At 66.8% G+C, this 18,807-nt stretch carries 14 protein-coding genes and 1 pseudogene; 12 read left to right on the top strand and 3 right to left on the bottom strand.

Going from position 1 to position 18,807, the window contains the following annotated elements:
* Both FHR33_RS01535 and FHR33_RS01530 read left to right on the top strand, forming a co-directional pair.
* Nucleotides 1–324 carry an isoamylase early set domain-containing protein gene (locus FHR33_RS01535; protein WP_183642457.1) on the top strand — a complete coding sequence of 108 codons (324 nt, stop codon included), beginning with the start codon at nucleotides 1–3 and terminating at the stop codon, nucleotides 322–324.
* Between the two features lie 261 nt (nucleotides 325–585).
* The gene (locus FHR33_RS01530) at nucleotides 586–1,155 is read left to right on the top strand and encodes a hemerythrin domain-containing protein (protein ID WP_183642454.1); all 570 of its coding nucleotides are present in this window, start codon (nucleotides 586–588) and stop codon (nucleotides 1,153–1,155) included.
* Nucleotides 1,156–1,274: 119 nt separating this feature from the next.
* On the opposite strand, the gene FHR33_RS01525 is transcribed toward FHR33_RS01530, so the two are convergent.
* Both FHR33_RS01525 and FHR33_RS01520 read right to left on the bottom strand, forming a co-directional pair.
* A complete protein-coding gene (locus FHR33_RS01525) occupies nucleotides 1,275–1,790 on the bottom strand; it encodes a low affinity iron permease family protein (protein ID WP_312895307.1) in 516 nt (171 codons plus the stop codon).
* A 127-nt stretch (nucleotides 1,791–1,917) separates the two neighbouring features.
* Nucleotides 1,918–2,313 carry a DUF6766 family protein gene (locus FHR33_RS01520; protein WP_183642452.1) on the bottom strand — a complete coding sequence of 132 codons (396 nt, stop codon included), beginning with the start codon at nucleotides 2,311–2,313 and terminating at the stop codon, nucleotides 1,918–1,920.
* A 512-nt stretch (nucleotides 2,314–2,825) separates the two neighbouring features.
* Between FHR33_RS01520 and FHR33_RS01515 the strand changes: the two genes are divergently transcribed.
* The 4 genes and pseudogenes from FHR33_RS01515 (at nucleotide 2,826) to FHR33_RS01500 (ending at nucleotide 5,477) form a co-directional block, all read left to right on the top strand.
* Complete coding sequence (locus FHR33_RS01515; RefSeq protein ID WP_183642449.1) at nucleotides 2,826–3,629, top strand: tyrosine-type recombinase/integrase; 804 nt, start codon at nucleotides 2,826–2,828, stop codon at nucleotides 3,627–3,629.
* A gap of 201 nt (nucleotides 3,630–3,830) precedes the next feature.
* A pseudogene (locus tag FHR33_RS01510) lies at nucleotides 3,831–4,064 on the top strand (lamin tail domain-containing protein); the annotation flags it as partial.
* A 422-nt stretch (nucleotides 4,065–4,486) separates the two neighbouring features.
* A complete protein-coding gene (locus FHR33_RS01505) occupies nucleotides 4,487–4,780 on the top strand; it encodes a hypothetical protein (protein WP_183642448.1) in 294 nt (97 codons plus the stop codon).
* Between the two features lie 310 nt (nucleotides 4,781–5,090).
* Nucleotides 5,091–5,477 carry a hypothetical protein gene (locus FHR33_RS01500; protein WP_183642446.1) on the top strand — a complete coding sequence of 129 codons (387 nt, stop codon included), beginning with the start codon at nucleotides 5,091–5,093 and terminating at the stop codon, nucleotides 5,475–5,477.
* Nucleotides 5,478–6,007: 530 nt separating this feature from the next.
* Here the strand turns inward: FHR33_RS01500 and FHR33_RS01495 are convergent.
* On the bottom strand, nucleotides 6,008–6,526 hold the full coding sequence (locus FHR33_RS01495; protein ID WP_312895306.1) for a TetR/AcrR family transcriptional regulator: 519 nt from the start codon (nucleotides 6,524–6,526) through the stop codon (nucleotides 6,008–6,010).
* Between the two features lie 136 nt (nucleotides 6,527–6,662).
* On the opposite strand from FHR33_RS01495, the gene FHR33_RS01490 reads away from it, so the two are divergent.
* From FHR33_RS01490 to FHR33_RS01465, 6 genes are all read left to right on the top strand, one after another.
* Complete coding sequence (locus FHR33_RS01490) at nucleotides 6,663–7,649, top strand: alpha/beta hydrolase (protein WP_183642442.1); 987 nt, start codon at nucleotides 6,663–6,665, stop codon at nucleotides 7,647–7,649.
* A gap of 370 nt (nucleotides 7,650–8,019) precedes the next feature.
* Nucleotides 8,020–9,285 (top strand): serine hydrolase domain-containing protein, encoded by a 1,266-nt coding sequence (locus FHR33_RS01485; RefSeq protein ID WP_312895305.1) that lies wholly within the window; start codon nucleotides 8,020–8,022, stop codon nucleotides 9,283–9,285.
* An 830-nt stretch (nucleotides 9,286–10,115) separates the two neighbouring features.
* Entirely contained in the window at nucleotides 10,116–13,190 is a 3,075-nt protein-coding gene (locus FHR33_RS01480) for a hypothetical protein (RefSeq protein ID WP_183642439.1), read from the top strand.
* Between the two features lie 2 nt (nucleotides 13,191–13,192).
* On the top strand, nucleotides 13,193–15,994 hold the full coding sequence (locus FHR33_RS01475) for a protein-arginine deiminase family protein (RefSeq protein WP_183642437.1): 2,802 nt from the start codon (nucleotides 13,193–13,195) through the stop codon (nucleotides 15,992–15,994).
* 265 nt (nucleotides 15,995–16,259) lie between these two features.
* Nucleotides 16,260–16,688 carry a DUF6623 family protein gene (locus FHR33_RS01470; protein ID WP_183642434.1) on the top strand — a complete coding sequence of 143 codons (429 nt, stop codon included), beginning with the start codon at nucleotides 16,260–16,262 and terminating at the stop codon, nucleotides 16,686–16,688.
* A 660-nt stretch (nucleotides 16,689–17,348) separates the two neighbouring features.
* Complete coding sequence (locus FHR33_RS01465; protein WP_183642431.1) at nucleotides 17,349–18,800, top strand: hypothetical protein; 1,452 nt, start codon at nucleotides 17,349–17,351, stop codon at nucleotides 18,798–18,800.
* Nucleotides 18,801–18,807 lie beyond the last annotated feature (7 nt).

Below are 18,807 nucleotides of genomic sequence, written 5' to 3'. Positions count from 1 at the left end.
ATGATTTCGCGCAGCGAACCGGACAAGCAGGGCTTGGTGGCGCTCACCTTCTCGTTGCCCGGCGAGGTGAGCGGGCCCGTCTCGGTGGTCGGGGACTTCAACGACTGGGACCCCCACGCCCACCCGATGACCGTGGGCCAGGACGGCCGGCACACGGTCACGGTGCAGGTGCCACAGGGCCTCAGCCTCGCCTTTCGCTACCTGCGCGAGGGCGGCATATGGTTCGACGACCCGCAGGCCGACCAATACGACGAGCGCGGCGGCATCGTGCACATTCCCGCCGTGGCGTCAGGAGAGCCGGCCTCGGCACCGCAGCCGGCCTGACCACTGATCGGCTGCCGCCGCCTGGCTCCCTTTCCCGCGTCTGACGCAGGGGTGGGCGGCGGCGGTGCATCCCACGGCCGTGCGCCGCCCAGGTCGAGCAGCCAGACATCCAGGCAGGCGCCCGGTCGTGCCGCCGAACAGGCTTGGCCTTTCTGGCAGGCGCTGTCGGCTTTGGATCGGGACGGTTTGCGGTCGTGCCGTCAGGGGCAGCGGCCGCCCTACCCGCAACCGTCTTCACACCAAGGAACAGGACCACAGCGCATGAGCACACCCACCGGCAACGACGTCATCGACGTCCTCACCCACGACCACCGCGAGGTGGAGGAGATGTTCACCGAGCTGGAGCAGCTCGGCACGGCCGACGTCGAGCGGCGCCAGAAGCTCACCGAGAAGGTCATCATCGAGCTGGTGCGCCACTCGGTCGCCGAAGAGGCCTACCTGTATCCGGCCGTCCGCGACATTCTTCCCGACGGCGACAAGCTGGCCGATCGTGAGCTGGCCGAGCACGCCCAGGCCGAAGAGACGATGAAGCAGCTGGAGCGGACCGACGCCGGCGAGCCCGGGCACGCCGAGCTGCTGGCACGACTCATGGCCGAGATCCGCGATCACATCGCGGAGGAAGAGGGAGATCTGTTCCTGCGGCTGCGCAGCGCCGCCAGCCCGGAGCAACTGGACGAGCTGGGCCGCAAGGTGGAGGCGATCAAGAAGGTCGCCCCGACCAGGCCGCATCCGGCCGCGCCCGACACACCACCGGCCAACAAGATGATGGGACCGGCCACCGGGCTGATCGACCGGATGCGCGACGCGCTCAGCGGCCGCGGCAAAGACTGACCGGCAGGAGAGACGTTGACGGCGCGAGCATGCCAGCACGCCAGCGTGCTGGCATGCCGGCGTGCTGGCATGCCGGCGTGTCACGCACAGGCGGGCGTATCCGGTGCGTGGCCTGCAGGTCAGGCGCTCTCCTTGTCCTCCAGCCCGACAGCCGAGCGCAGTTCCCTCACGTCGCCGCGCAGGGGTTTGTCGTCTTGGTCCTCGGCGATCTGGGTCATCAGCTGGGCCAGACCCTCGGCGATGGCATTGAGCTTGTGCTGCACCGCTTCGTCGGCCCGGGTCTGGGTGTTTTGCAGCAGCGCGACCAGCAGAAACGTCACGATCGTGGTCAACGTGTTGATGATCAACTGCCAGGTGTCCAGATCGCCGATCAGGAAGAACGACGGCGCCCACACCAGCACCAGCAGCACGCACATGGCGAAGAACCAGCCGCGGGAGACGAAGCCTGCCGCGGCGGTGGCGAACCGGTCGAACAACGACAGCCGCGAGCTCACCTCCGACGGCATGGTCGGCTTCGACTTGTCAGGCTTGGTCTCAGACATGACAACACCCTTGCGTAGTAAGTAAGGGAAGGTATCCGCCGGGGCAGCCGGCAAACGCTCGCTCACCTGCACCGGTACGGCGGAGGAGACCACGCCGAAGACCTTATTTCCGTCGGCACCAGTACCTGAATCGACGAAATGATCAGGCGCTGAGTGATCTGTGCAGGAGCCACGCCCAACGAGCAGCGGCCCGCCAGTTCGGCGTATGACGGGGCTTGGCTCAGTCGTGGCTGAGATCGCCTGGATCAATGCCACGGTCTTTCAATAGCGCATCCAGCTTGGCCTCCATGCGCTCGTCGCTCTCCTTGGACTGAGATGAACCCCAGTAGTACAACGCCGCTAGTCCGGCGGCCTGCCAGATCAGCTGCAAGAACTCCGACTGCCAATTCTCCAGCGTGGAGGCCAAGAACTGGGGCAGATACTCGACCCAGGCGAACTCCTGGCCGTGTTCGCTCTGTTCATTACGGAAGGAGATCATCTGGAAGATGAACTGCCCCAGCCACGAAAACAAGAAGAAAGCGCCCGTGACCAGCGCGAAAGAATAAGCCTTGGTAAAACGAGGTTTGGTGAAGGGCTTATCTGCGCGAGGGCTGGATGGGACAGTCGACTGTGACATGGCGTACCTTCCATTGGTAGCAGTCATCCTCAACTGCCCCACCAGCCCATTCCAAACAAGTGCGGTGTTCCAAACGAACGTCTCAGCCCTGTCGACACAGTTGGGCTTCGAGCCAGGCCACACAATGCTCGATCTGAGCCTCGCAAAACTCCCGAAACTCACCGTTCGATCTCATGGTGCGGTGGGCGGTTCGGCGGCGGGGCGCGGGCCTTCGTCGCCCGTCGGGATGCTCGCGGGCGCGCGACGAATCCGTAACGCGGCAGCGTGGCGCCATGCGGGGAGCGTTCTTCTTGGTTGGAGGGGAAATGCCTGGTGGGAGGTGGTGATCGTGGGATTCGGGGGACAGGTCCGGGGGTGGAGGGCCGCTGCGCATCACCGTGCGCCGGGACGGCTCGGCTGTCGTGCTGACCCTACGGGGGGTGTTGGTAAGAAGCGTGACACCGGCCGCCAAATAGATGATCTTGGTTTGAGGGCTGTTGCCGGGGTTGTGGCCGACGGAATGATCTGCGGCTGTGGATCGATCCTCGTTAAATCTTGGGGACCTGGTCGAGCACTGGACGCTGGTCGGTGCCGAGCAGGACCTGGTCGCGGTCAAACACCGTGACACGCAGCTCGGGTACGCGCTGCTGCTGCAGTTCTACGGCCGGTTCGGGCGCTTTCCCCGAGGCCGCGCCGAGCTGCACGACGACGCAGTGGCGTTCGTCGCCCGCCAGCTCAAAGTCGACGAGACCCGCGCGGTCGCCAAGACCACCATTTACCGGCTGCTGTCCCGTCGCGACATCCCGCTGCGCGAGAAGACGCTGTGGCGGATGCTCTATGAAACGGCCGCCCGGGCCGCGGAGATCCTCGCGCTGAACGTCGAGGACCTCGATCTGGAGCACCGTCGCGCCCCCGTCCGCTCCAAGGGCGGCGCGATCGAATGGGTGTACTGGGATAGCGGCACCGCCCACCTGCTGCCCCGCCTGCTCCGGCTGCCCGATGGCAGCACGCGCACGCACGGTCCGCTGTTCCTGTCCGAGCGCCGCCCGGTCCCGGCCCGGCGGCCGGCGGCCGCCGACATCTGCCCGCACACCGGCCGCGTCCGCCTCGGCTACGACCGCGCCCGTGTCCTGCTGGACAAGTACGCCGGACTCGACCTGCACCAGCTGCGCCACAGCGCCGCCACCCACCTCGGCGAAGCCGAAGTACCGCTGCAGCTCATCATGGGCAAGACCCGGCACAAGAACCCCCGCACCGCCATGCGCTACGTCAAACCCGGCGCCGAAGCCATCGCCAAGGTCACCGAGGTCCTGGCACCCCGCCGCCGTACCCACTGATCAACCGCATGGCGGCCGGCCGGAGCTGTAGGAGTTCCGGGCCGCTACGACCGCTCCCCCTACCAGCCGGACCGCCACCCCGCCCAGCGCATCCTGGCCTACCTCACCGAATCGTGAAACGACTCGCGATCGCCCTCTCAGGAAGAGTGAGCGGCGCTTGGCTATCTCGGATCAGGAGCCCCAACAGAAAAGGGCTGGACCGTCAAAGACAAGACCGGCTACACCTACACGATCGAGGGCGTGATCCTCGGCGCCAAGAAGAAGCTCACCATCCGCTCCGGCCAGGGCAGCGACGGCACCTCCACCGTCTACTGGGGGCGGCGGGCGTACGTGTGGAACAACGACGAAGACGTCGCCTACGTACGTAACGCCCGCGGCAAGCTGATCGACTCGTGCGGCTACGACAGCACGAGGTATGACTACAAGAACTGCTGATCAAGCAGCGCAGGCGCCCCGCCCACCCGTAGGGGAGCGGGCGCTTCGCCGTCATCGTCCGCATTCTGGCGGCGTCTGTGCCAGCGGTACGCCCGAACCGCCTCAAAGTCGATCTAAACCATTGTCGATCGCAGCCATCGATCCGCCAGACCCGGCCTGAGATCTTCGTCCTGTCCCCCACTTCGCCCCAGCTCAGGCGCGGTTGGCGGCTCATCGCACGTTTCTTAACGGCACCCCGCCTTGACCGTAGCGGCCGCGCGGTCCGCCCTCGTTATTCACTGACATCGAACCCCCGCAGACCGACAACAACATGATCATGCGAGGTGCAGGCTCTGGGGGCCGTGGAGGCTCCCGAAAACTACCGTTATCGGGACGGTCGTTTGCAGGACGCGGGCTGTGCGCGGCGGCGTACCGTCACGTGGGTGACCACTTCAGCTCCTCAGCGCGAGCCGGGCGGCGTTCATGACGTCCTCGCCCTGTTGAACGACGCAGAGCACTACGCACGCGCCTCTCTCGACCAACGCCTGGCCTACCTCGAACGGCGGGCGCAGGTGCTGCACTGGTTGGTGGACGCCCTGGGAGAGGAAGGCTCCCGTTACCTCGCGCAAGACGCCGAAGACCGCGCCCTCGACGTGCGGCAGCGAGCCGAAGCCTTGGCCGCGAACTGCGGCGATCCCTGGCCCGCACCGCCCACGACCACCCCGAGATCCCTCTAGTCGGGTGCCACCGGAATACGGAGGATTCGGGCCGCCGATCCTCTGACCTGCGACGGTGCAAGGTCAACCACTCGCCGTCCAGAAACGGACGTTCTCGGACGGCAAGCCCACCTGCGCGAACGCCGTCCGAAAAGTCCCCGCCGCTCGGCGGCCCATGCCAGCCGTATTCCGGTGGCACCCCGGGTTGAGGCTGTCTGGTGGCCACGGCCCCTCCGGGGTTCGGTCCGTCCAGCGGCGGCATCCTGCGTCAGGACCGCCGGGGCGGTACGAGAGACTCCAGGCAAACGGAGCGGGGCAGGGTGGTGGCGCGTTGCGGGAATCCGCGTGGCGTGAGCTGATGCTGGAGCGTGGACCGGTCGGGCGCTGGCGTTCGGCCCTGGGTACGGCGGCCGCGCTCGTCGGCGAGGAGGTGGTGTTCGCCGCGGACGGGACGGGCCTGCTGCGCTCGTACTCGGCCCTCTTCGGCGAGGACGAGCCGCTTGCGTTCCGGTGGCGGATGGAGGGGCGCGCCCGGGTGCGCATCCTCCTCGTCGGCCCGGAGGACGACGAGGAGGAGGACGACGAGGGGTTGGTGGTGACCATGGAGTTCCGCCGGCACGATGCCGACACCGGCGCCACCACGGTCCTCGCCGAGCCCGGGCGTGATGCCTTCTGGCCGGCGACCTATCCGCTGGAACCGGTCGCGGAAAGTCAATAAATCTCACGGTGAGATCTCACCGTGGGATCAAGGCACGAGGCTTTCGTTGCCCACCGCGGTGGGCGCCGGCGCACGACGAATCCCGGCGGTGCGGGCGGCGTGGCGCCAGTCGGTGGCGACGGCCTGGTGCTCACGGGCGCTGGTGGTGATGGAGGTGGCCAGCCTGGTCAGGCGGTGGGCCAGCTCGCCGAGTTCGGCTTCCCAGCCGGTCGGCGGCTCGACTTCGGCGCCCTGGCCCTGGTCGACGGCGGGGATGGCGGCGAGCGCGTCGGCCAGCTCGGCGGTGAGCTCGGGGTGCGAGGAACATCGGAACCGGATCGGGCGTCTGCATGCTGCGTGACCGGTGGAACGACAAGCCGAGGCGCTATCGCAGATATCCGCCTGGAGTGAGCCGCTCCCGAAGGACTTCCGCCCCCGCTCCGCAGAGGTCGGCAGGGCTTGATACCGCAGATACTCGGCAGTTATCTGCGGTAGATCGTCACGGTGCGCACAAGCGCACGATAGGTTCCGATGTTCCTCGAGACCCAGGTCTAGGTCGGACCGGCACCGTCAGCGAAGTACGGCAGCACCATCTCGACCAGGGCGGCGACGTCGGCGTCGACCATCGGCTCGCCGGTCATGCCCATCCGGTGGAGCAAGGTTCCGACGACGACGTCAATGAAGAACAGGACCCGGTGCTCCGGCTCGCCGAGCGCGTCCTGGAGCGCGAGCCGGTAGCGGTCCTGCAGCCGCGTGGACAGAACCACGCGCAGGGCCGGATCGCTGACGGCGTCACTGAACACGCCTGCGAACGCGTCGCCTACCCCGGGCTCGCCGATCTTCGCCGCGATCCAGCGGACGGCCGAGGACATGAGCTCGGCTCGACCGGCGCCCTCCAGCGGTATCGGGCCGAACGCGTCCAGGAGACAGTCCACGATCAGCTCGCCCTTCGACGGCCAGCGACGGTAGATCGTCGTCTTGGCGACGCCGGCCGCGGCGGCGATGCGGTCGACGGTGGCACGCGCGTAGCCGAGTTCGTCGATCGTGCTCAGTGTCGCGGCGAAGACCACGGCGTTGACGCCGGAGCGCGGACGACCGGGCGGTCTGGCGGATGTGCTCGCTCGGCTCATGGCCACACGATATCCCCTTACGCTACTCTCGGTATCGATACTTGCGGTAGCGAAACTATTCGGCGGAGGAGAAGACATGAGCGAGGTCACCATTACGGAGCGGCCGCCGCTGGGCATCCGGTTGCTGCGCGCCCTGGGCAAGGAGCCGGACTGGTCGGCGATGACGGCCGAGCAGCTGGTCGCCTACCGTGACGCGGAGAACCGGAAGCGGGCATCCCGTCTGGGGCGGGTGGTCACCGGGTGTCCGGACCGCGGCGCCGCGATCCAGTGGCAGGAGGTGGCGCTGCCCGGCCGCAGGCTCCCTGTCCGGGTGTACCGTCCGTCGTCCGGGCGCGACGCCGGTCGCGACGACCTGCCGCTCGTGCTCCACGTGCACGGAGGCGGGTTCGTGGGCACGGCGGCGCAGAGCGACTGGGTCAACAGCCACCTCGCCGCGCGACTGCCCGCGGTCGTCGTCTCGGTCGAGCACCGCCTCCTCGACCAGGAGACTCCGCTGTCGGCGGCCGTCGCCGACGGCTGGGACGTGCTCCGGCACGTGGTGGCGCACGCCGCGCAGTGGGGAGTCGACCCGGCGCGGACCGCCGTCTTCGGTGAGAGCACCGGCTCGATGGTCACCGCCCTGGCCGCGATCCGGGCCAGGGAGTCAGGCCTGCTGCTGCGGGCGCAGGTGCTGGTCAACCCCGCCGTCGACCTGACCTCGACGATGTACGACCACGCCTCGTTCACCGAGCACGCCAGCAGCCCAACCCTCACCGTGTCGTACATGCGGCTGCTCCGCCGGTTCGCCGTTCCGCCGGGAACGGATCCTCGTGCGATGTCGCCGCTGCATGCCGACGATCTAAGCGGGCTGGCCCCGGCGCTCGTGGTGGTGCCGACCCTTGACCCGCTGGCCGATCACGGCCGCTGTTACGCCGAACGACTGCGAGCGGCCGGGACGCCCGCGCGGCTCACCGAATATCCCGGAGCGACGCACGCGTTCCTCAGCATGCCGGGCGTGGTGCCGCAGGCGAAGGCCGCGCGGGCGGAGATCGTTGAGTTCCTCCGGGGCCTCCTCGCTGGATGACGGGTCCCGGCCTGCCGGTTTCTGTTCCACATCATCGGCTCCAGCCGGGATACGGGGAATTTCCTCAACCCCCATGGCGTGCCGGGCACGAACGTCCAGCCGCCGACCGCGACGCAGCCATGTTCAGGGGTGATCGTCACCGGTGGGCTCGCCCCGGCCAGACCTGCCAGGAAGGCGACCGGCAGATACACCCCGGCCGCGGCGGCGAAGTGCAGGTGGCGTACCTGCCACAGACGTTCCGGCTCGCGCTTCTCAGGCTCGCTGACGCTGCCCCGGCCCGAACTCGGCGCCGCTCTGCGCCGAGCGAGGCGGGACGGACAACACGGGGAGAATCCCCGTTGCATTCATTGATCATGAAAGGACAAGTGTTGTGAAGATTCGACTGGTGACATGCGCAAGCGTGGCCGTACTGAGTGTCGGTGCGGGCATGGTGACGGCGGCTCCCGCGCCCAGGGAGACGGAAGTCGTGCTGGCCGGAAGCACGAGCCCGCTGACCGGCTTGGCTCCTGCGGGGCTGAAGTCCGCCATGGACGATGTCCACCGCGCGGGGATGCCGGGCGTGTTCGCCGAGGTGCGCTCCGACGGCCAGATCTGGCGCGGCGCCTCCGGGGTGGCCGATCTCAAGACCGGCCGTCCCGTCACGCCCGGCATGCGGCATCGCGTCGGCAGCCTCGTCAAGACCTTCGTCGCCGCCGCAGTCCTGCAGCAGGTTGAGAAGGGGCGAATCGAGCTCGACGCGCCGATCGGCCGCTATCTGCCGCAGCTGGTGCCGGGCGAACGCGGCAAGAAGATCACGGTTCGGATGCTGCTCAACCACACCAGCGGCATCTCCGAGTACCTCGGCTATGCGTTCCCGTCCCTCCAGAAGTTTCCGTCTCTGCCGGACATGTCACCCAAGAGCCTGGACGATAACCGGTTCAGGCGGTTTACCCCGGCTGAACTGATCGAGATGGGGCTCAAGGCGCCCGCCGTCGGCAAGCCCGGAGGCTCGCCGGGAGTGTACGCCAACACCAATTACCTGATCCTCGGCGAACTCCTGGAGAAGGTGACCGGTACCACCGCCGAGAAGTACATCACCCAGAACGTCATCGAACGCGCCGGGCTCAAGCACACCATGTTTCCGGTCGGGCCGCGTATCAAGGGACCGCACCCGCGGATGTACGAGGCGTTCTTCGGCTTGATCGACCCGCCGCGCGACTACAGCGTCTATGACATGTCCTGGACAGGGGTGGGGGCCTCGCTGGTATCGACCATGGAGGATCTCAACCGCTTTTTCGGCAAGCTGCTCGACGGCAAGATCGTCAAGCCGTCATCGCTGGCCCAGATGCAGCGCACCGGCCCGGCCATCAGCCAGTCCGGGCAGAAGATCATCTATGGCCTCGGCCTGCACGAGCTCAAGATCCCGGGTTGCGGCACCTTCTGGGGCAACGACGGGACGGTCTGGGGGGCCGAAACGGAGACGTGGATCCGCGCCGACGGCAAGCGCCAGCTGTCGGTCGCGGTGAACCTCGTGAGGTGGAACAAGATCGATTCTTCGGGTAGGCCGCAGCACCACCCCATCGATGACGCACTTTCGGCCTTCAAGCAGCAGGCGCTGTGCGGCGACGAAGACGCCCAGGCCGAGAACGCCTCGTAGGTTCCGGCGTTCGGTTACATGGCCACAGCGCCGCAGGCTCGCCGGCTGAGGACGCCGGCAGGAGGCTTTTCGGCGTCCACTGCACCGGGCCGGGGCCGGGTCACACGACGGGACAGGACGGAACAGGTCGCATGCCCAGCGCGAAGCCGGGCATGCGGCCTGGTGACGGAGCCGACGCTCACCTTGCCGACGTCCGCGAGGCGTCGAACCGAGACGCCGGCTGCGCGCGGCGATGGCGGCCTGGCGGACTCGCTCGGTGGCCGCGCGCTCGTCCTGCTGTGCGTCGTTGCGAGCCAAGGCGGCGGCCTGCAACTCCTGTAGGGCGCGGGCCTGGTGCAGTTCGGCCAGGGCGGCCGCGTCCATCTCCGCCTCGATGCGCGCGGTGTGGGCTGGGGGGCCGGTAGTAATGGCGGTGAAACCAACAATGCTGCTGCTGACCTGCTGAGTCTCCTTGAGAAACACGCTCAGGGGACGACGGGCCAAGCTCCATCCATGCAGGTCAGACCCATATCTGTTGGATTTTCCGCGATTGCTCCCGGGACCCCTAGGTGTGCACGTCCGGGAAGTCGTCGGACACCGGATGAGCCTTCCGACAACACGCCGGGCGCGACGAAGTCCCACGTCAGCCAGAGCGGGGGGCGGGCGGCGGAGGGGTGGGGGCGCACGGCGCGTTTGGTAGGTCACCAGACTGGATATTGCACATAGTGACGTCATGGCTGCAATATGTGACATTCTCGGCATCAGATTCATACCGCCACGACGACAGACGCACTGGGCCGCGTCATCAAGGCCCCGTAATACACCAGCGCATCGTCTATGGCGAGGTAACAGTGGCAAGCGAAGGCATCTTCCGGTTCATAACCGTCCGTCCAGCGAAGGCAGCGGTCACCACGACCGGCCTGACCATCCTTTCCGAGACCTCCGGGCTCTTCCAGCGGCTGTCCTCGGCGGCGGCCGAGGGCGCTGACCGCAAGAGGCTCCGTGAAATCGCTCGGAACTACTCCGAATCAGACGACTCCTCGACGCCCGCCGACAGGCTGCTTGACCTCGGGCCGCTGCGGACGTGGTTTTACGAGCATCAGGGAGACCAGCTGGCATCGGCTGGCCTGGACCGCCTGGTCCAGGAAGCCTATGGAATGTCGCTTGCCGACATGGTGGCCAGCGACGAGTACGCCGGGACACGAGCCCGACTGACCGACCGGCTGCTGACGACGATCCTGCTGGGCGATGAGACCGATGCGGGCGAGCAGGACCTGCTCGACGCGAAGCTCCTGGGCCTTGTCGCAAGGCTGGCAGGGCGCCCCCCGACGGACGCAGCCACCCCTGCCCCGGCTGGATCGTACACAAGAGAAGTGAGTACTCAAGACTCGCAGGAGTCTCTCGGAGAGATGATCGCGGGCACCCCTGCGATGCTGCCGCGATTTTTCGCAACGGTCCGCGAGGAGCCGGCTCCCGTCGAGCCTCCGTCCGCCAAAACGCACACGCAGGATGAGGCCCGGGCCTGGCTCGCGTCGCTGGAGCACGCCCGCCGAGATCTGCTGCGCCAGATCATGGGCGGCCGCCACCTCGTGTACTCGCGGCTGACCGCGCCGGTGGAGGAGAACGGCGACATGGCGCGTGGCGACGTCCAAGACGCCGATCGGGCTGGTGACACATCGCCGGATGCGCCACTGGACGGCGGGGCGGTGCAGCCGCGGCTCTCGGCGGAGGGCGTGGCGTTGCTGAGCGACGAGGCCCGGGCCGTGCTGGACCGGCTCGGCCTGCGCGCCGGCGAGGTCATGCCGTTCCAGGCGATCACGCTGATCGAGGCGGAGATGCACCATGCCAGCGGTCAAATCTCCGACATTGCGGCGACCGGGCTGATCGCCTTCGACGGCGGCGAGATCGACGTGCAACGCTTCCGCGAGGCGTTGAGCGACACCCGCCGGATCACGGCGCCTCCGCCCGTGCCCCAGCACTCCGAGGCTGGAGTGGCCGATCTGCTGGTGGTACGGCAGAAAATCAAGGCATACGAGCTGGGCGAACTCGCACATGTCGAGAATGTCATGGCAGGGGAGACCAGAGAGCGCGGAACCCGCCGGCTGACCCAGATCGAAGAGATCACCGAAACCGAAACGGAGGTCGAGACCGAAAAAGAGAAGGATCTGCAGTCCACCCAGCGCAACGAACTGCAGAACGAGGCCGAGAAGCACGTCAAGAGCCAACTCGACATCGAGGCCGGCCTGCAGGTGAGCGGCAGCTTCGGCCCGGCGGTGTCGTTCACTTCCAGTCTCAAGGCCGGTTACTCCACCACCACGGAGGAATCGCAGCGCAAAGCGTCATCGTTCTCCCAGGAGGTCACCCAGCGCACCGTGGAGAAGGTGCGTGAGCGGGTCCGCACCCTGGTCCGCCGGCGCACGCTGGAGGAGTTCGAGGAGAACAACCGGCACGGCTTCGCCAATACCACCGCGAAGCACAACCGCGGCATCTACCGGTGGATGAACAAGGTGTACGACGCGCAGGTCTTCAACTACGGCCAGCGGCTCATGTTCGACTTCGTCGTGCCCGAGCCGGCGGCGTACTTGCTGTACGGCCTGGTGGAAAACCCTCCGCAGGACAGCGAACTGGTCAAGCCGACCGCACCCACCGTGGCGGGGTTCCCGCTCAGGCCGTCGCACATCGGCCCCGGCACGTACGGCGACCTGGTCGCGAAGTATCGGGTCGTCAACGCCCCGGCGATGCCGGCGGCGATACGCACCACGACCTTCTTCGAGAAGCAGGACGGCGCCACCCTCGGGAACTACGGGCGGGCCGGGAAGATCGAGGTGCCCGAGGGCTACTCGGCCTCAGCCGTGACTGTTCAGGCCACTCACCTGTTTGATCCCAGTGGGCCGCACGCCTTCCAGATCGTGGTCGGCGGGCAGATCTTCAACTTCATGGACTCATGGGGGGCGCAGAGCGCATCCATTTTCACCAAGGAGAAGGAGCTCTCCGTTTCGATCTCTGTGGTGTCGTTTTCCTGGGCGGTCGGCATCGACGTGCACAGTGTGCTGACGAGCGAGGCCCATTCACGCTGGCAGCACCAGGCCTTCGACGCGATCATGGCGGCCTATCAGCAGCAGCTCGCGGAGTACAACGAGCGCAAGGCGCAGCGCGAACTGCAGCGCAGCAGCCAGCAGTTCGGCCGGAACCCGCTGATCAACCGGCGTGTGGAACGGGACGAGCTGAAGAAATGGGTCATCATGATGCTGGCCAAAAAGCCTGACCTGAATCTCGACTCTTTCCAGCCGCCGCTGACTCCAGGGGAGGTCATCGAGCCGGTTCTGCATCTGACCAATGCCAACGCCAACGGCAAATTCATCCGGTTCCTAGAGAACGCGTTCGAGTGGCAGAACATGCTGTACGTGTTCTACCCCCACATGTGGGGGCGCCGGGCCCGTTGGATCTCCGCGCTCAACATCACCGACTCCGACCCTGACTTCGCCGCGTTCCTGCGCGCCGGTGCGGCCCGCGTGCAGGTGCCGGTCAGGCCCGGGTTCGAGAGCGCGGTGGCCTACTTCGTCCATACGGGCAACATCTGGGAGGGCAACGACGTGCCCCGGGTCGATGACGGTCTGTATGTGCCGATCATTGATGAGATCACCGCCAACCTCGGCAAAATCGAGGGCGGCGTGCCGTACCCGGCCAATTCCAAGCCCTGGGAGGTGGTGGTGCCCACTGATCTCGTGCTTGTCCAGGACGTCAGCGAGGTGCCGCCGCTTCGCGACGCGCTCCGCCCCGCCACCACCGTCACGCTGGAAAGCGGCGCTGACGGGCGCATGCCGTCAGAGCTCGAAACCGGTGCCCCGGCGTCTTTGGACGCGGGTCCGGCTTCATCGGACAAAACCCGCACGACTGCGGGCGACGGCGTAGTGGGAGACGGCTGACGATGGGCGCGTATCGTCTCCACGCCGACTACGACCGCAACGGTCGGTTGACCGCTCAGGACGCCGAGTGGGCAGCACGCTGGCGCGGCGCCGTGCTCCGGGCCAACCTGGACGCCGACACCCGGCGCCTGCCCAGCGTGGTGAGCCCGGACGGCGCAGTACGGCCGGACCGGGAGTTGCACGTCAAGACCGCGGGGGACAACGAGCCGATCCGGGTGCAGGTGGAGCTGGTCAGCACCGCTCCCCCGGGCCAGGTGTTCGTGGTGCTGATGAGCGAGGACGCGGCGAGGATCGCTGTGATCGACTCCAGCGGCAAACGGATCCCGCCGGTCGGCGCCGGCAAGCGGGCCCGCTACCCGCTCCCGGCCAGACCGTTCCCCAGGAAGCTCGCTCTGGAGTCGGTCGATTTGCCGGCGAGCCCGGCGACCAACCGCCTGCTCAGTCCGGCGCCCGGGACGACACCCGCCGGTCCGCCCGGCAGCCTGATCAAGGTTTGGCTGGAGCGCGACAGCGCCACCGGCCCGGTGATCGAAGATGAGGCGCGGTTCGTGCTGGCCCCGCTGGTGCTCATCGGCAATGCGGGGCGGCTCGAACGGTTCTACATGTGCGAGGTGCTCGAGACAGACCCGGCCAAGCCGTTGGACGACAACGGACCATCCGTGGCCGACATCCGAGCCGTCCTGGATCGCCTGCGCGTACCGCTCATGCTGATCCCGGGTCAGCTGCACGGCGGAGACACCTGGATACAGGACCAGTATCAGCTTGGCTTCACCCACACCCCCGACGGGCTGCAACGGGTCCTGCTGCACGCGCCGCGCACCAGATCCGACGCCGCGCAGGGAAGCGGACGTAACCTCGGCTCGGTGCTGTCCAGCCATTTCCTGAGCCAGGACCTGGGAGTCTGCCAGGCGTTCTGGGACCGTGAGCTGACGATCACCGACCCTCGCGGGCAGCAGACCCGGATGACCTTCGCCGATAGCGACCGGGCACTGACGACAATGACCAAGGTCCGGACGCTGCGCCGGCAGATGTTCGAGACCATCGGCCGGATCGGCACCGACGGCGACGTGGCCGCGGTCACCAAGGCACTCGGGGAGCCAGGGGCCGACCTGTGGAAGTCTCGCCACGAGCTGCTGCCGTTGCTGGAATGGCTGAAGATCACCGCCCAGGCGGCGGCCAAGCGGGACGACTCACCGTGGAAGGGCCAACAGGCCAAACTCGACCTCCTCATCCGCGACGCCGACAAGCAGGTCAAAGCCATCGTGGTGGACATGCCTGTCTACGGTCCGCCACCCCAACTGCGGCTACGGGTACCGGCCGCCGGCGCCGCCCCCGCCCGCGACTTCATGATGACCAAGGACGAAGTCGGCCGACTCGAAGAACGGCTGCACCTGTGGCACTCCAGTCACAACTACGGGGGCAACATCGAAGTCGGGCCACCGACCAAGAGCGCCCCGGCGGGAGTGGTCGTGGTCGGCAACGTGACCACACGCCGGCCGGACGGCCCATCGGTCACCGACATGGACCCGGACCTGCTCTCCTTCCTGCGCGGGCAGTTCCGCGGCCGCCAAGACATTCTGGAAGTGGACACGAGCTGGCTGGACGTGGGCCACGTCGACGAGATGCTGGCCTTCGTCCCCGATCTGAAAGATCCGCACAACGGCCTCGGCACGGTGTTGCGCGCGTCCCCGCTTGTGGCGCAGAAGATCTTCGAGCAGGCCGCGAAGGAGTTCTATGCCGGGCTGTCCGCCCCCGACGCCAGCGCATATGAGAAGTGGAAGTTCGACAACCTTCGGACGCGGCTCAACAACCAGGGCAAAAATCCCCTCACCCACCTGCTCCGCGGCCTGCAGTGGCTGCACCGGCACAATCCGGGCCAGGCGCTACCCACCGAGCCGCCGGAAATCTACCTAGCCCTGGCGGCCGAAAACGCCAAATTCCCCGTCACCACCCACAACCTTCCGCTGCCTGACTCCCCATGGCAGACTCCGCCCGCCCGGACCTTCCCCGCCGGCATCTCGATCTATGAACTGGCCTACTTCAGCGACAACGTCAACGCGGACCTGGAGGACCTCGAACCGGCTGGGCCGCAACGCGGCCCCAATGGCGAGCTGATCCCGGCCAAGGGGCAACTCCCCCAGGTGGAGGAACAGCTCACCAAAATGTACGGCAGCATCCCGATCAAGAAGATCCCGGTCTTCTTCGACAGCCGCTCACACGCCACCGGGCAGACCGCAGCCTTCACCCCCAACATGGCCAACTTGCAGGTGGCCGACAACCATCTGATCATCCCTCGGCCGCACGGCCCACGAATGACCGTCGACTCCGCCACCCGCGTGCTACGCCAGGTGGCTGAACAGCTTCGAGACGTGGACCCCGCTCGCTTCACTCCTCAATGGCTCCGCGCCCGCGGCCTCAACCGGACATTCTTCTGGGCACGACAGGGCTCCACCGTAAGGGGCGACAGAGGAGAGGGCGACGTTGACGCCGACAAGCTGGCCTCCGCCTTCCTGGACGGATTCCCCCCGAAGCACACACCAGCCCAAGTACGCCAGCTGATCATTCAGGCAAACCCGGGCGCCTTCGATGCCAGCGGCTCCCTCCGCGGGAAGGGATGGCGGAAGCTGCAGATCCCGGAAGACAAGGTCGACCTGTTCGAAGCCTGGACCGAGGCGGTCGCTGAGCGTATCGGGTACCGCGTGCACTGGGTGGAGGCGTGGTACTACCACGTCCGCCTGGGCTCCATCCACTGCGGCACCAATGTTCTCCGCACCGCCCCCACCGCGTTCAAGTGGTGGCGGTGACCGCCTCATCAAGGCCATCACCCAACCATCTGCGTGCCCCGTCATCCTCGGCGACGTTGTGGAGCGGGGCACCGGCCAGGTTCTGCTGACCCGGAAAGATCGGTCTGCCGTGCCAGCGCGTGGGCGCTGGCGATGCGATGAAGTGGAGATTTGCTCAGCTGGGTAGTTGCCAGCGGTGGAAGATTCGCTCGTCCGCGCCGGTGAAGCCTTGGCCTGCATGCCGAAGATGACCCACAGATCGATTACTCAATAACTAGGAGGAATTATGGCGCTTACGGCGATGTGGACTCACGGCAATGCAGTCATCCCTGAGACGCCCGAGCTCCTCAATGAGTGCAAGCGCTTTGGGTTCGGTACGCAGGTGAAGCTAAAAAGAAATACCAAACAATGGTTTCACGTTCCGATGCCTACACCTGTATTCCTAGGGGGTGCACGCCAGAAACTTAAGCGCATATTCATTCTGTCAAACTCAACCGCCGGCAATGAATGTATTACCAGAGTACACATATTCGACAACAATAATCTGATAGCAGATCGTGGGGTGTTTATATGCGGGAACAGGCTCACAATATCGTCCAGTAATACAATTCTGATGGACCACACCATTAATTTCGGGCTAAGTGTCACAATGTTTATAGATGCGGTCTTCGACGTAACGTTCTTTTTTGCAGGATTCGGCGCCGATTGGGAATGATCCGTTTCGGCGAATCCCGGTAGGGTGAAGCTGGGGTGACGGTGGCCGGTTTGAGGGCGTGCCGGGTGTGCACACATAGCTGCGGTCGACCTCGAGGCCCTGGCAGACGATCTGGAGAGGTGGAGCGCGCACGACTGGGTCGCTGTCATCGACCTCAGCGCGGAACGACAGCATCTGGCGGGATCGCTTCCTCCCTTCCCCGGTAGCGGCCCGGACGACGACCAAGTTGGAGAGAAACGCTGAACACCACCGGCGCCATGGCACAGGTGGTGCAGCAACCACGGCCCGCCCGGCGAGTCGACGGTGGCGGTCTCAAAGCTCGGCGGCGCGCTCGGGCCGAGGTGGAAGTAGCTCGACGAAACCACTCCCGACGACGCGCTGGCCATACGACGCCGGCTGGAAGAGCCTGCGTTTAGCCCGCTCAGCAGCAGTGATTGCCAACCGCTCCCACGACCGTTGGAGCCGCGCCCGGCTCAGGGTCAGCAGCAGCCGAGGTAGAGGTCACCAGCACCGCGGCGACGATGAGGGCGCTGACGGCAAGGACGCGGTGTCCCAGGCGGGAACGCACAGCGAACCTCCTGCTTTCCTGACGTGTCGACACGCGGTCGAGCAGCTTGCAGACCGGCCCTGATTGTGACAGCCGGTCGTCTGCTCCACAACATGATCACGTTGGGTGACCTCGCGTCGGTGACACCAAGGGTGGTGATCTGCCCAGCTTGTGTCTGCGATCGGTTCGCATTGATCGAATGCGAGGCAGATCGCGACCAGGGCGGTGGAATGCTGACCGATATGCATGGGGGCGTGATTCTGCGAGGCCTTCGACACCAGCGCCGGTTGACGCTGGACGACCTCAGTGGATCCCAGCTCTCGACCCGGCGGCTCACATTGCTCGAAGACGGCGTCGACGCCACCGCGCAGGAGCTGCGGGAACTGGCCGCCACGCTCGGGTGCTCACCGCTGGTCCTGCGCCATGGGCTCCCTGCAGACCGCGGCGCGCAGATCAGGCAGGAGCTCGCCAGAGCAGACGAGGCGCTCGCTGAAGGCCTGGCCGCCGAGGCCCGCGCCCAGTACGCCGCGCTCGTCGATGATCCGGCCCTGGGCAGCCGCCCCGATCTGTGGTGTCAGGCCGAACTGGGTCTGGCTCTGGCCGCGGAGGCCGATGGGGACCTGCCCGAGGCCATCGAGCGCCTGACGTATCTGCTGGCCGTCCTGGCGCCGCTCGATGAGCAGCAACTGCCCCCGATGGCCTTCGAAGACCGCGAAGAGACCGAGCACCGGATAGGCATCGCCCTGGCATTATGCCGATGCCTGCGCGAGGTCGGTGACCTGTCAGCGAGCGTCAACATCGGCGAGATCACCTTCACCCGGGAACTGCCCGGAGGCTGGACCGACCGGGGTATCGAACTCGGCGCCACGCTGCTGGCCGCCTACATCGAACGCGGGGAACAGACGATCTGCCGGGCCCTGGCCGCCCAACTGCTGGAAGCGGCCGAGCAACTGGGTACACCGCGGGCGCTGCGGGCCGCCTGCTGGAATGGCGCGACGGTCGCGGCCATCGACGGCGATGCGAGCCTGGCCGCCGACCTGGGTGAGCGGGCGTTGGCCGCCCACGCCCACCTCACCGACCCCCGCTCGACAGGCCGGTTGCGAGCCAGGCTGGCCGAGAACCTGCTCATCTACTGCCCGGCCGAGCATGCCAGAGCGCGCCAGATGCTGCTCATCGCCCAGCAAGAGCTGGCAGGCAGCGCCGCCAGCGCCATCGACTTAGGCTACTGCCAGCTGTGGCTGGCCCGCGCGGCGCTCCTGGCCGGAGACGTTGAGGCAGCGGCGCGGCAGGCTGAGGAGATCGCCACCCGGCACCCTGCTGCGCTCAACCTCGTCGCTGACGCGCGGCTGCTCGTCGCCGACACCCTGCGCGCGCGTCAGCAGATGCAAGCGGCAGCCGAGGTACGTACCACCACTGGTGAGCAACTGGAGCAGATGAAGGCTCCTGGGCGTGCATCCCGGGCGTTCGCGGACAGCGCCGCGGAGCTGGAAGAGTGCGGCGAGGTGGAAGCCAGCATCCGCGCCTACCAGCGGGCGATGAGCGTCGGTGATCTGGCCAGTTACTGACCGCCGC

Source organism: Nonomuraea dietziae (assembly GCF_014195505.1).
GTDB lineage: Bacteria > Actinomycetota > Actinomycetes > Streptosporangiales > Streptosporangiaceae > Nonomuraea > Nonomuraea roseola.
The sequence above is the reverse complement of the archived record's forward strand: the minus strand, read 5'-3'. Positions and strand labels throughout refer to the sequence as shown.

What these genes read in the sequence shown, in the direction of transcription:
- FHR33_RS01535 (WP_183642457.1), top strand. Translation starts at nt 1, where the DNA reads ATGATTTCGCGCAGCGAACCGGACAAGCAGGGCTTGGTGGCGCTCACC.
- FHR33_RS01530 (WP_183642454.1), top strand. Translation starts at nt 586, where the DNA reads ATGAGCACACCCACCGGCAACGACGTCATCGACGTCCTCACCCACGAC.
- FHR33_RS01520 (WP_183642452.1), bottom strand. Translation starts at nt 2,313, where the DNA reads ATGTCACAGTCGACTGTCCCATCCAGCCCTCGCGCAGATAAGCCCTTC.
- FHR33_RS01490 (WP_183642442.1), top strand. Translation starts at nt 6,663, where the DNA reads ATGAGCGAGGTCACCATTACGGAGCGGCCGCCGCTGGGCATCCGGTTG.
- FHR33_RS01475 (WP_183642437.1), top strand. Translation starts at nt 13,193, where the DNA reads ATGGGCGCGTATCGTCTCCACGCCGACTACGACCGCAACGGTCGGTTG.
- FHR33_RS01470 (WP_183642434.1), top strand. Translation starts at nt 16,260, where the DNA reads ATGGCGCTTACGGCGATGTGGACTCACGGCAATGCAGTCATCCCTGAG.
- FHR33_RS01465 (WP_183642431.1), top strand. Translation starts at nt 17,349, where the DNA reads ATGATCACGTTGGGTGACCTCGCGTCGGTGACACCAAGGGTGGTGATC.